The sequence below is a fragment of the Providencia sp. PROV048 genome, assembly GCF_033688165.1.
Lineage (GTDB): Bacteria > Pseudomonadota > Gammaproteobacteria > Enterobacterales > Enterobacteriaceae > Providencia > Providencia hangzhouensis.
In genome coordinates this window covers 1336391-1350520 of record NZ_CP096360.1, presented here as the reverse complement: position 1 = coordinate 1350520, position 14130 = coordinate 1336391, and the positions used below count along the sequence as shown (strand labels likewise).

The following is a 14130-nucleotide window of genomic DNA, read 5'->3' as shown; positions in this document are numbered from 1 at the left end:
AAATATGACGACGACGATTTAGATCAAACCCGCATCCTTAGCAAATTTAGACAAATTGTTGTAACCCAATGTGGCATAAGTCAATGGATGTGCGATCGCAGGGTCTTGCTCTGCTTCGACCACTAACCAGCCATTTTCATATTGGCTATTTTTCAATACTTTAAACACTTCTGGATAGTTAACGCAGCCATCACCAGGTACCGTGAACACCCCTGCTAATACTGCATTTAAGAAACTGGTTTTACGGTTTTTAACATCTTTTAGAACATCTGCACGGACATCTTTGCAATGCACATGATTGATACGTTTTGCCCAGCGTTTTGCCACTTCAACTGGGTCTGCACCGGCAAAGGTTAAATGCCCTGTATCCAGTAATAAACCGACCTCATCCCCTGTATGTTTCATTAAATTATCCACATCTTCTGCGGACTCGATCACTGTCCCCATATGATGATGATAGGCAATCTTAACCCCTTGAGATAAAGTATATTTTGCGAATTCGGTCAATTTTTTACCGTATTCTTCCCATTGATCAGCTGGGAACAATGGGCGCATATGAACCGGTTTGTTTTGATCGCCATGAATACAGTGAGTCACTTCCGCGAAAACCATCACTTTAGCGCCTAAATCACGTAGCAATGCTAAGTGCTCTTGTACCGCTTCAATTTCTTCTTCCACACTGCGAGATAATAATTCTCCCGAATACCAGCCTGAAACCAATTGTAAGTCATGCTGCTTTAAGATCGGCCCTAAGATTTCCGCTTTACGTGGAAATTTATTACCTAGTTCAAAACCAGCGAAACCCGCTTGACGACCTTCAGTTAAACATGTTTCTAGAGACGTTTCTGCCCCTAAAGTGGGTAAATCATCATTCGTCCATGTCAACGGGTTGATACCAAGTTGGATTGCCATGATGAAGCTCCTGTGTAGGTAAAAGTAATATTATTTACGCTGACGCCATAAGGCTATCAGGTTTAAGTAATTGGTTTTGATTTTCTGCACCAGCTCATCGTCATTGATTTCACCTTTCATCCACTCCAACGAAGGCTTACCAAATAAAGTGCGGCCAACAGCAAATCCTTTGACGATTGATTTCCCAGCGGCTGCGTTGAAGCCTGCTTGTAGCTCAGCTTGTGGTGCGTCAAGTCCTAAGAGCACGACACCGCGGCAATAAGGGTCACGTTCTTGAATTAATTGATCAACTGCATCCCAGTTTTGCGCTTGTAGTGGTGGTAATTTCCACCAATCTGGTTTTATACCTAAGTTATAGAAGCGTTTGATTGCGCGTAAATACAGCTCATCGTTGCGTTCCATATCTGCAGGCAATATCACCTCGAGCAACAATTCATGCCCTGATTGGCAGCAAGCGCTATACACTTCTTGAACCGTTTTTTCTTGCTCTAAGCGCAGTGGATGGTTGTCTTCTGGGTGAAAAAATACCAAACATTTGACAATATGCTCTTTTGGCCAGCTAATCAGCTGAGAGCCAATATTCCCATGCTCTAAGCATAATGGTCTTGACGCAGGTAGCTCAATTGGGCGGCCTATCCACCAACCACGGCCGGTTACATCATTCAATACGTCTTGGCCAAATGTACTATCACAGAGTAACCCTGCTTTCCCCTGCAGATCTGCCTCTTCGGCCACTTCACTACTAGCGCGGTAAATCAATTTTTTCAGGGTTGGAATGCAAGAGATATCAACCCCTGCGAGGCGTGCCATATCAACAAATTGAATGCGGTGGTCAAATGCCATCACACAAAGTTCATTCCATTGTGTGCTACGTGAAGTCACACGGTGCAAATGGTTAAGCATCGGGTCAAGATCTGGGCGTGGAACTGCAGCTGCACGCTCAAGGTAATTATCCAACTCGATTTTTGTTGGCATTGCAGGCGCACAGCCATGGCGCGAAACCACTAAAGCCCCACAAGCATTCGCATAAGCGCAGGCTTTTTCCCAACCATCGCCGTTTAGATAACCGCGAAGTAGGCCAGACATAAATGCATCACCGGCACCTAATACGTTGAGAACTTCAACTCTCACACCATGAACAGTGATCCCTTCGTCCAACGTTTCTGGGATCTCACCACTAAATACCGAGCAGCCAAGAGAGCCGCGTTTACACACCAGCTCCGCATCCGTTAATTGGCGAATGTTCTTAAGTGCTTGTACGGTATCCGTCGTCCCGCCTGCAATATGAAATTCTTCTTCTGTACCGACAATCAAATCGAACATCGATAATACGTCTTGCAGTTGTTGCGTGACACTCTCGGAAGCAATAAAACGCGTTTCACCATCACCCAAAGAGGTCAGTCCCCATAAGACCGGGCGATAATCAATATCAATGGCTGTTTTGACATTATTACGTTTAGCATATTCCAACGCTTTTAGTACTGCCGCGCGAGTTTTCGGGTTAGATAAATGCGTTCCTGTAATTGCCAAGCAGCGTGCAGATGCAATATATTCTTCAGAGAAATCGTCTGGCGTAATCGCCATATCTGCGCAGTTATCACGATAGAAAATTAATGGGAAAGTATCCTGATCTTTAATCCCTAAGATAACTAATGCCGTTAATCTGTCTTTGTCTGTAATAAGATGGCTAGTATCACAGCCTACACGCTGTAACTCCTCACGTAAAAAGCGCCCCATGTGTTCATCCCCCACACGGGCAAGCATTGATGATTTCAATCCTTGTATTGCAGTGCCGAATGCAACGTTTCCTGAAGAGCCGCCTAAATATTTGGCAAACGAGCTCACATCTTCTAAACGAGAACCTATCTGTTGTCCGTACAGGTCAACGGCAATACGGCCCATACAGATAACATCTAACTTCTTCTGCTTATCCATTAATTACCCCTTAACTACAACAGAATTAATTGATTTCTTTAACGTTAACCCAACGTTGTTCGTCATATGAACGTGCTATCGCGTCTAATATTCGTGATACTTTCCAGCCTTCTTCAAAATCAGGCCACATTGGCTGCCCTGTTGCAACGCCATCAATTAAATCACGCACTTCAACTGTTTTTTGGTCATTGAAGCCAATACCATGACCTGCAGCATTACAAAATGGTGCATAATCCGGGTGTTCTGGCCCAACAAAAATTGTTTTAAAACCTTGGCGGTTGCTAGGTTCATCATGGCGATAGAGCTTTAGCTCTGCCATTCTTTCTTGAGTGAAAGACAACGTTCCTTTGGTGCCGGTCACCACATAGGTTAGCCCCATTTTACGGCCAGCTGCGATTCGTGAAGTTTCAATGACGCCCATTGCGCCACCAGCAAAACGTACCATGGCATGCGCTTGGTCTTCATTTTCAACCGTAACCATAACGGTTGATCCCGTTTTTTCAGGGCGCTGTTTAATCACAATTTCCATATCACCACAGACGGTTTCAATATCCCCTACTAGGAATTGCGCCATATTGATAATGTGTGCAGACAAGTCCCCCAAAGCACCTAACCCTGCTTTTTCTTTAAAGCAATGCCAGTGAATTGGGGCGCTAGGGTCAGCCATATAATCTTCATTATGGGTGCCATAAAAATGGATAACTTCCCCGATTTCGCCATTTGCAATGATTTCTTTGGCTAGCTGCGAAGTTGGGTTTTTCATATAGTTAAAACCCACTAACGTTAAGACGCCGGCTTGTTTAGCCGCTTCGACCATTTCTTTGGCATCTTCAGAATTGAGTGCTAATGGTTTTTCACAATAAACATGTTTACCATGCTTAATTGCCTCCATTGCCATTTCTTTATGTAGGAAATTAGGCGAGCAAATATCCACTACATCAATATTTGGATCTGCAACTAATTTGCGCCAGTCATCCGTTGCACGATTAAAACCCATTTCCTGAGCTCGGGTTTGTGCTAGCTCAGGGGTAATTTCTGCAATCATTTCGCGAACCAATTTCCCCTGCAATGGAAAAACGGTTGGTGCTTGTGCATAAGCAATGGCATGAGCTCGTCCTATATAGCCAGTACCTATCATCCCGATACGGATCTCTTTCATCTGTTCTACCTCTCGCTCATTTCTTGTAGTGCAATAGCTGGCCCAATATTCGTTCCAGATTTTATTTCAATAATGATGTTATACGGAACATTCGTTTCATTTTCAATATTATTAGAAACATTAATTTCATTATGTGATCTAACGTTAATTTTTAGTGTAATTAATTAATTTATAAGAAAATAAATATTAAATTTAAAGAAAGGAAAAATAATAGAGTCGTGATAAGATGAAATAAAATGAAATAGAATAACTAAAAATGAAATTTATTGAGTATAGGATCTGGCAAGATCCCATACTCTCTTCAGAACTAAAAATTAACGATGAAGAATACTTAAAAACTCTTCTTTACTTGAGGTCAGAGACAATGCATTGGCAATAAATTCGTCACTAAAAATCAACGCAATTTCCCTAAGTACATCAATATGTTCCCTTGATTTTGCAATCACGCCTATGGCAATAAACATCACATTGGTTCTGTCCCAAATAACACCGTCAGGAAATTGAAAAATTTCAACACCGGTATGCAAGATAATATCATTGGCGGACTTAGGTAGATGTGGCAACGTGATGCCATTCCCCAAGAATGTTGATATCTGTTGCTCCCTTTCCGTTAAGAAATGTACACAATCCCTATCAACATAACCTTTATTTTTAAATTCCGTACCAACCATTTTGAGTACTTCAGCTTTATTTCTTGCCTGACAACCTAAATGCAAATTACTTGTGGTTAGTTGTTCTATCATATCCAACCCTCGATTAAGTTAATTAGGTATATTCACACCACCAATAAGTAATAATTACATTGATGAGAGCTCTTCTTCTAATTGCTCTAATGATTTGTTTGATGTTTCTGGCAATAACTTCACGACAAAAACGATAGCTAAGTAGTTTATTACCGCAAAAATTAAGAATACCGGACCTAAACCAAGTTCTGCTTGTAATACAGGGAATAAATAACTCACAATCGCATTCATAATCCACATAAAAAAGACCGAGATCCCCATGGATAACCCGCGAATTTTAAGTGGGAATAGCTCAGCAAGTACCACCCACGTTAAAAAGCCCATCGTTCCTTGCATAACCCCAACAAACACCGCGCCAAGTAACCAAATTAATGTTGCTTTAACATCCCCGGTTAAAAAGTAGTCTGTAGCTGCAATTAATAAGTGTAACGATGCCATTAGCGCAAAACCACCAACAATCAGTGTCTTACGTTTAAATCGGTCAACAAGGAATAACACCCCTATCACCATACCACCAACAGAAAAAACACCATTTAATACGTTGAAAACTAAAGATGTTTGCTCAGAAAAACCCGCTGTTTTGAGAATTTCTGTGCCATAATACATAATAACGTTAACCCCAGTTGTTTGCTGTAATGCCGCCCACACCATCCCAATTAAAACCAATTTAAAAATCCAAGGTGTATTAAAAATTAACGCTAAATTTTGTTTATTGGCATTCGGATGACGTTTAGCTTCCGCAGCTTCAACATCTAATAACGTCACGATATCTTCATATTCTTGAATTGCACGTTTTTCAGGACGAATTTGCTTCAGTATTTTCAAGGCTTCTTCACGACGGTTTTTACTCATTAACCAACGTGGGCTTTCAGGCGCTTTCCACATACCAAATAGCAAACACAATGCGGGCACGGCTTGTACTAACAGCATATAACGCCAAACATCAGGAAGATGGCCCCAAATTGAACCGATAATCGCATTAATAGCAAATGCTGCTAGCTGCCCGATAACAATAGCAACTTCATTTAACCCAGTGAGTTTCCCCCGCATTTCAGTCGGAGCCACTTCAGAAATAAATGTCGGTGCCGTCACAGAGGCTCCACCCACCGCAAAGCCCAATATAAACCGAGCAATAAGAAGAACTTCAATATTTGGGGCTGCCGCAGATAAAAATGCCCCAAATAAAAACAGAAATGAGAGGTAAAGCAAATAAGTACGGCGCCCGACAAAGTCTGCTACACGTCCGCCACAAACACTACCTAATGCTGCGCCCACTAATAGGACACTCATTACCAGCCCTTCCGTGGTTGGCGTTAATCCCATGTTTTCTTTCAGTGATGAAAATGCACCGTTAATGACACCAGTATCATAACCAAATAGTAATCCACCAAAGGTTGCAACCAAGGTTATTTGGTGCAACCTTTTTCTCTGTTGTTGATTGAGATTCATGATTAATGACATATTATTACCTTATTATTTGAATCATTATGTCTTACCAAAAAAACAATTTTTCAATATTTAAATAAATGTTTAATGTTAAATATTAAATAATGAAATAAGTTTCTGGCACTCTGGTTTGAATCGCTACTTTGCTAGCTTTAGGCCTGTTCGATAAACTCTTTGAAAATAGTTTTCGCAAATTTAAAACGATAAATACATCAGTTAAATTAAAGAAAGTAAGATTATAAAAAGCCTCAATTAATCTCGGAATATTGAAAGCCTAAAGAGTATTAAATAAAATGTAAGGTCAGTATTTTATATACTCATTGATAAATGAATATATTTACTATTGCGGCCAAAAATTAATTTTTAACCGCAAGTCTATAATCAAGTTAAATATTATTACCGCATTAATTACAATTTAACTTCTTTACCTGTTTTGAGTGACTCCAGTGCTTTGTCTGCAAGATATAAAGCCAATTCACCATCGGTCCCTGTCGTTTCAGACTCCGCACGACCAGCTAAGATATCAACAAAATGCTGCCACTCCGCTTGGTATGCTTCGTGGTAACGTTGTAAGAAGAAATACTCTGGCTTGGCCGATAAGCACCCAACTTCACTTAACAGCGCAACACTATTCTCTTTAATATTTCCAGCCGTTAATAATCCTTTTTCACCATGTAATTCAATGCGTTGGTCATAGCCATAACCTGAACGACGGCTGTTAGAGATGGTCGCCATTGCGCCTGATGGGAATTTTAAGATAATAAACGCGGTATCAATATCACCAGCTTGGCCGATCGCAGGATCAACAACATTGCTGCCTTGTGCGTAGACAGAGCAAGGCTCCTCGCCAATCATAAAGCGCGCCATATCAAAGTCATGAATAGTCATATCTCTGAACATACCACCGGAGACTTTAACATATTCTGCAGGTGGTGGTGACGGGTCACGAGATGTGATAATTAAAGATTCTGCTTTACCAATAGCGCCTTGTTGGAATAAATTTTTCAAGTGGCGAAATTGAGGATCATAGCGACGGTTAAAACCAATAAACAGTGGAACGTTATGTTCTTTTACGCTTTTTAAACACTGCTTCACACGCTCAAGGTCGAGGTGAACAGGTTTTTCACAGAAAATCACTTTTTTATGTTTGGCTGCTAGTTCGATTAGATCAGCGTGAGTATCTGTGGCTGAAGCGATTAAAACACCCTGTATATTAGGGTCTTGCATTGCTTCTTCTGTTGTCTGAACTTTGGCTTGGTATTTTTCAGCCAAGGCAACCGCATTGGGTTGGTAAGGGTCGATAACAGAGTAAAGTTTGGTTTCTTTATGGCCGGCAATATTAACAGCATGAACCTGTCCGATACGTCCTGCGCCGAATAGTGCTATATTGAACATTCAAATGCTCCTTGATACCTTAAATCCACTATTTGGATATTACGAAATATACCAAATAAAACATTCATTTCAATTTATAATTTTTTGAAAATTATATTTTTGGGCTCTAGATAACAAATGTTATATTAAAGTGTATTTTTAGTGTTATTCAGATCACAAATTGACAATGTAAGCGAACAGCATTTAACAATAAAGTCTGTGTTTGCTGGCACATTAGTTCTCCATAACTTCTTTTTTTGCTCTTCCTTCCTCTCGAAATAAAACATATATTTCAATTAAATTATTTTTAAACTATTAAAACCATAAAAAAACCCAGCCTAAGCTGGGTATATAATCCAAATGATTCGAGTTGCGTGGGTGGGTAGCGCAGAGCATTCCCCATACAACTTGAAGTATGACGAATATAGAGCCACAAGTGGTAACCACTATGTAAATTAACACCAAAGCAATCCTTGCTAAATTTCCAGTAACTACCCTACTTAATTACATCTGACTCATTAAGAAAACGAAGAACATTCCTCGACGGTAAAAACACCGTCGAGTTATTACGATAATACAAAGCACTACCCCAACACGTTGATTAATAAAGACGAACTTTATTTTCAACCATCTGTTTAATTTTTTCAGCGGAAGCAACTATTTGAGGCTTTTTAGAAACTTGTGCCGTGCCTGTGCGCCACCAAGCTTCATAACCATCGGTCATTGTTTTCGGAAGTACTTTAATATCAATCAATACACAGCCCGAATGGGACTTCGCGTCTTTCAGTGCGGCAATCAATTGTTCCTCATCATGTACCCGATAACTTTTACAGCCATAGCTTTCTGCGTTTTTAGCAAAATCGACCTTCACTAACGGCCCATCCATCAACCCCGTCTGTGGGTTTCGATGTCGGTTCTCTGTACCAAAACTTCCCATGCCTTGGCTCATCTGCAGGTTATTAATACAACCAAATCCCGCGTTATCAAACAATAAGATGGTGATCTTAATGTTCTCTTGAATCGCGGTTTGTAATTCACTGTGTAGCATTAAATAAGAACCATCTCCGACCATCGCATAAACTGGTTGTTTCGGCGCTGCAATTTTAGCACCAACAGCGGCGGCAATTTCGTACCCCATGCATGAATAACCATATTCAAGATGATAAGTATCTCGCTGTTTTGGTAGCCAAATACGTTGTAAATCTCCCGGTAATGAACCTGCTGCCCCCACAATAATGGCATCGTCTTCCATGTATTGCTGCATCAAGCCTAGTACCCGTGTTTGTGCCAGTTCTGTACCTAGCGTTTTACGGTATTCTTCAAGCTTATCATCAAGATGGCCTGCAATTTCAGGGACAAAATCTAATGGCCGATACTGTATACTAAACAAGCGCTCCAGCTCATTTTTCCACTGTTGTTTAGACTGCTGAATTTCATCCCCCCACTGAGCTTTATAGTGAGAATCTTTCAGCTTTATATCCAGTGCTTGAAGTGCTTCTTTGGCATCTGCAACAACTTTCAAAGCATCTAACTTACTTGCATCGAATTCCGCAACATTGATATTTAAGAAGGTTACATTTGGATGACTAAATAAAGATTTAGATGCGGTGGTAAAATCAGTAAAGCGGGTGCCAACACCAATAACTAAATCAGCCTCTTTAGCTAACAAGTTTGCGGCTAACCCACCTGTAGTGCCAATTCCACCCATATTCAAGGGATGACTGGCAACGACGGCACTTTTACCCGCTTGAGTTTCACCAAATGGAATCTGGTAATCTTCAGCAAACTGTAAAAATGCCTCGTGAGCTTCGGAATAACGTACGCCACCGCCACAGATGAGCAATGGTTTTTTCTTACTGCGGATCAGATGAACGGCTTCTTCGATACTCACCGTTGTCGGTGGTCTACGTTCAATACGATGGATGCGTTTTTGGAAAAAATAATCGGGGTAATCCCACGCCTCGCCTTGAACATCTTGAGGTAGGCAAATGGTTACCGCGCCAGTATCCGCAGGGTCAGTTAACACCCGCATGGCATTAACCATCGCCGCCATCAGTTGTTCAGGCCGTGAAACCCTATCCCAATAACGTGAAACTGGGCGAAAACAATCATTAGTACTGATAGTCCCATCACCGTATTGTTCGACTTGCTGCAATACTGGGTCGGGCTGACGTGTTGCAAAAGTATCGCCAGGTAGTAATAACAGTGGAATGCGATTCGCCGTAGCTGTTGCGGCAGCTGTGATCATATTCGCAGCACCTGGGCCAACAGAGGACGTAACCGCAAAAATTTGTTTACGTTTTTTTTGTTTGGCAAAGCCTGTCGCAATATGTGCCATGCCTTGCTCGTTGCAACCTTGATAAACACGTAGATGCCCAGGCGCCTCTTCGAGCGCCTGACCTAAACCTACAACATTACCATGGCCAAAAATCGTAAATACTCCCTGAATAAACGGATACTGCTCACCATCGACATCAACATATTGTTGGTTTAGAAATTTAACCAACGCCTGAGCGGTCGTCATTTTCTGCTTATTCATACGGGTCTCCGTTTATTCCATGGTTGGCATTGTGAAACTACTTTCATGGTGTTCTAAGCGAACACTTGCAGGCCAGCGACTAGTGACTGTTTTCATGCGAGTATAGAAGCGAACACCATCATTTCCATGTACATTTAATGGACCAAAAATAGAACGTTTCCAACCACCAAAACTGTGGAATGCCATCGGTACTGGAATCGGTATGTTGATCCCAACCATTCCAGCTTGGACATTTTCTTGGAATTCACGAGCCGTTTCACCATCACGGGTGAAAATAGCCGTTCCATTTCCATATTCATGTTGGTTAATTAGTTTCAAACCCGTTTCGAAGTCTGGAACACGCACTACGGCTAAGACAGGTCCAAAAATTTCTTCTTTATAAATGTCCATCTCAGGAGTGACATTATCAAATAATGTTGGTCCTACAAAATAACCATTTTCGAAGCCTTTCACTTTAAAATCACGGCCATCAACTAATAACGTCGCACCTTGTTTTTCACCGCTAGTAATATAGTCACAGATTTTAGCTTTGTGCTGTGCTGAAATGACGGGACCCATATCATTTTCTTTGCCTTGCGTAATACCTGGCCCGACGGACATTTTAGCAATTTGACCTTTCAGGTTAGCAATGAGCGCATCTGCTGTTTCATCACCGACGGCTAAGACTACAGATAATGCCATACAACGTTCGCCCGCTGCACCAAATGCCGCGCCCATAATGGCATTAGCCGCCTGCCCCATGTCCGCATCCGGCATTAAAATACAATGGTTTTTTGCACCACCGAGTGCTTGACAGCGTTTGCCATGAGCAGATGCCGTCGTGTAAATATATTCAGCAATAGGTGTTGAACCAACAAAACTAACGGCTTGGACTTCTGGCGCGGTTAAGAGCACATCGACAGATTCTTTGTCCCCTTGAACAACGTTAAATACGCCATCAGGTAAACCTGCTTCTTTTAATAATTTAGCTAATCCTAATGCTAAAGAAGGGTCTTTTTCTGATGGTTTTAAAACAAAGGTATTGCCTGTTGCAATAGCCACTGGGAACATCCACATCGGTACCATTGCTGGGAAATTAAATGGTGTAATTCCCGCACATACCCCCAGAGGTTGCATTAATGAGTGGCTATCAACACCGGTAGCAACATTGGCTGAGTGCTCACCTTTTTGTAAGTGAGGGATACCACATGCAAATTCAACGACTTCCAAACCACGCGTTAATTCACCTACCGCATCAGAAAAAACTTTACCATGTTCTCTTGAAATTAAACGAGCCAGTTCATCCATATTCTCTTCCAGCAATGCTTTAAATTTGAATAAGATCCGGGAACGTTTCAAAGGGGAAAGTTTTGACCACTTAGGGAATGCTTTATTCGCAATCTCAATTGCTTTTTTTGTTTCATCGGCACTGCTAAGTACAACCTGAGCAATTTGCTCACCCGTTGCTGGGTTGAATACCGGTGCAAAACGCCCACTTTTGCTGGATACTATCTCACCACCAATGAAATTATGAATCTGTTCCATGTTGCCTCTCTTTAGCTGACAGAGTTACCTTGTTACTCAATGTATATGAAATATTTGTTTCATTTACAACTAAATTTGAAATAACATTCAATTTATGTGATCTAGACAAAGTTTTTATGAAATTTTTAATCGCGGCTAAAAAACACCTATTTTAAACTTATGTCCATCACTTATTTATTGGCTATTTTTCCTTTGTATTGGGCTAAACATGGCTTTCTTTCCATCAAGAAAATAAGAGAAAAAATTGATGTAAGCTGTTCAATTTATTATCCCAAATTCAAATTATTTTAAGATCCTAAAAAAAGAAAATTTTTAAATATGAACTAAGTGTTTCAAAAAGATTCGACTAACGCCGTAAAACAACTACAATTAGAGCCAAATTCTGGAGGGTATATGTCAAGTGCATCAAATTTAAATGAGTTTCAAGAGCAAGTTCGCTCAAGGTATGACGAATTAAGTAAACGGCTACAGCAAGTAGCACGCTATGTGTTAGATAATACGAATAGTGTCGCATTTGATACAGTTGCCGTCATTGCGAAAGAGGCTAAGGTTCCGCCTTCGACTCTGATCCGCTTTGCAAATGCGTTTAATTTCAGTGGGTTTAATGAAATGAAACAATTGTTTCGTATGAACCTCGTTGAAGAAACGGCCAGCTACACAGATAGAGCCCGCATGTTTCGTGAAATGGACGGCTCCCAAGAACTGGGAGATGACCCTTCCCAAATTTTGAAGGAGTTCGCTCATTCTAACGCCCAAGCTTTACAACAAATGGCAGCCAGAACCCCTGCTGAAGATATCGAAAAAGCCGTATCGTTATTAGCAAATGCACAAAATATCTATATTATCGGTTTGCGTCGCTCATTCAGCGTTGCAACGTATTTAAGTTACGCTCTTAGCCATTTGGAATGTCGCCCAGTACTTATTGATGGGCTTGGCGGAATGTTCAAGGAACAGATCAGCAGGATCAGTGAAAATGACGTCGTTATTTCAATCAGTTTCACGCCTTACGCCTCGGAAACTGTCATGGTAAGTGAGAAGGCGGCCCAAGCAGGTGCGCAGCAAATCGTTATTACTGACAGCCAAATCAGCCCTTTGGCAAGTTTTAGCGATGTTTGTTTTGTTATCAAAGAAGCCCAAGTAGATGCATTTCGTTCGCAATCAGCCACCTTATGTTTAGCACAATCACTGACCGTTGCATTAGCCTACCGTCAGGGTAGCAGCTTAGTCTAAGTTATACGGCTCTGTAATTAAACACCTCCATTAATTCAGAGCCTCTTCCAATCCTCTCCCTCATTAACATAAACGTATTTATTGAATGTTAATTAAGTTTCATCTTTTTCTTGGATTTGTGAATCTCATCAGAAAATACAAATTCCAAAAATACAATCAAATGAAATTATTATTTCGTCCTGCTATGTTGGGATTATTTCTCGTGTCAGATAAAACCATAATAAGGGCTAAGCATGTTAAATACACACTTTCTTTATTTACTCGGGCATCTTCGCTTACTTGAGGAACAACATTCTGTCACGTCCCTTAATCGCTCTGGTATAGGCTTAATCGGTACAACACCTTATAACCAACTTTATATCGATGCGATAAAATGTTGCGCTCATCATAGTGAGCTAAAGTCAATTTGCCAGTTGTCCCCATCACTCCCTTCTATGACTGACTTTATGTGCCAAAAGAAAAAGATAGAAGAGTTGATCAACCATGATGATGTCGATTGCATCATCATGACATCCACTTGCAGTGATGAGTTACTCAAATTTGCGATTCATACTGCTGTAATTGCAGGAAAAGATATCCTATTAAATGACATCCCCAACTATAATGAAATCAAACTAAAGGAAGTGCTAGAGGAAGCGGCGCGGCATGGTGTATTCATTGGTTATAACCAACCTTTTAGCTTTGATAACCAGTTCAGTCAAATAAAAACCGCTTTAATGTCTAAACATGGCTTAGAAACAGGGTTATTACGTCTCACAACTCATAGAATATGTGAGACTGAAAATCAATTACCATTCAATATATTACGAAACACTATCACAAAAAATATAGAATTATTGTTATCTTTAATGCCTGATGTTCTACTTTCAAACCCGGCAATTCAATACTCACATCCTTTTATGAAAAGAGCTGATGGCGATGTGTTGATGATCAATTTTCGCCAAGATGGCGGGTTATTGATTTCATTTGAAATCTTTTTCAATACAGGAAAGATCTCAGACAAATTGTCTTTAAAACAATGCAATAACCGATATGAAGTAGCGAAAAAAATCTCTTTTAATGAGAAAAATCAAGAGATTAATCAAAATAATTTTATTGTAGAGCAACTCGACCAATTTATTTTAAAACTCGCTAGCAACACAAAGTTAGCTAAGATTAATCAATGGAGTCGCGCTAATAAACTAACTGATAAAGTCATAAAACAGCTGAATACCTATGGATATATTTGATTACTGAAAATATAAAGATAATTCTAATAGTAACATGCA

The 14130-nt window shown here is 40.5% G+C and carries 10 protein-coding genes; 2 read left to right on the top strand and 8 right to left on the bottom strand.

Annotated features, from left to right (window positions below; genetic code table 11):
• Positions 1 to 18: 18 nt before the first annotated feature.
• From iolE to M1F26_RS05710, 8 genes are all read right to left on the bottom strand, one after another.
• Positions 19 to 912, bottom strand: a complete 894-nt coding sequence (gene iolE / locus M1F26_RS05745; RefSeq protein WP_004262122.1) for a myo-inosose-2 dehydratase — start codon at positions 910 to 912, stop codon at positions 19 to 21.
• 30 nt (positions 913 to 942) lie between these two features.
• Entirely contained in the window at positions 943 to 2847 is a 1905-nt protein-coding gene (locus M1F26_RS05740; protein ID WP_140171078.1) for a bifunctional 5-dehydro-2-deoxygluconokinase/5-dehydro-2-deoxyphosphogluconate aldolase, read from the bottom strand.
• Positions 2848 to 2872: 25 nt separating this feature from the next.
• Positions 2873 to 4006: a Gfo/Idh/MocA family protein gene (locus tag M1F26_RS05735; protein WP_004262126.1), complete on the bottom strand. Its 1134-nt coding sequence runs from the start codon at positions 4004 to 4006 to the stop codon at positions 2873 to 2875.
• A gap of 314 nt (positions 4007 to 4320) precedes the next feature.
• Positions 4321 to 4749 carry a PTS sugar transporter subunit IIA gene (locus M1F26_RS05730; RefSeq protein WP_004262128.1) on the bottom strand — a complete coding sequence of 143 codons (429 nt, stop codon included), beginning with the start codon at positions 4747 to 4749 and terminating at the stop codon, positions 4321 to 4323.
• Positions 4750 to 4803: 54 nt separating this feature from the next.
• Positions 4804 to 6210 (bottom strand): sugar porter family MFS transporter, encoded by a 1407-nt coding sequence (locus M1F26_RS05725; protein WP_004913304.1) that lies wholly within the window; start codon positions 6208 to 6210, stop codon positions 4804 to 4806.
• A 393-nt stretch (positions 6211 to 6603) separates the two neighbouring features.
• Positions 6604 to 7590: an inositol 2-dehydrogenase gene (gene iolG / locus M1F26_RS05720; protein WP_004262138.1), complete on the bottom strand. Its 987-nt coding sequence runs from the start codon at positions 7588 to 7590 to the stop codon at positions 6604 to 6606.
• Positions 7591 to 8170: 580 nt separating this feature from the next.
• Positions 8171 to 10108, bottom strand: a complete 1938-nt coding sequence (gene iolD / locus M1F26_RS05715) for a 3D-(3,5/4)-trihydroxycyclohexane-1,2-dione acylhydrolase (decyclizing) (protein WP_140171083.1) — start codon at positions 10106 to 10108, stop codon at positions 8171 to 8173.
• Between the two features lie 12 nt (positions 10109 to 10120).
• On the bottom strand, positions 10121 to 11632 hold the full coding sequence (locus M1F26_RS05710) for a CoA-acylating methylmalonate-semialdehyde dehydrogenase (protein ID WP_004262148.1): 1512 nt from the start codon (positions 11630 to 11632) through the stop codon (positions 10121 to 10123).
• Positions 11633 to 12025: 393 nt separating this feature from the next.
• Here M1F26_RS05710 and M1F26_RS05705 point away from each other — a divergent pair, with 393 nt between their 5' ends.
• Both M1F26_RS05705 and M1F26_RS05700 read left to right on the top strand, forming a co-directional pair.
• Positions 12026 to 12862, top strand: a complete 837-nt coding sequence (locus M1F26_RS05705) for a MurR/RpiR family transcriptional regulator (protein WP_036958475.1) — start codon at positions 12026 to 12028, stop codon at positions 12860 to 12862.
• Positions 12863 to 13095: 233 nt separating this feature from the next.
• Entirely contained in the window at positions 13096 to 14091 is a 996-nt protein-coding gene (locus tag M1F26_RS05700) for a hypothetical protein (protein WP_227528914.1), read from the top strand.
• Positions 14092 to 14130 lie beyond the last annotated feature (39 nt).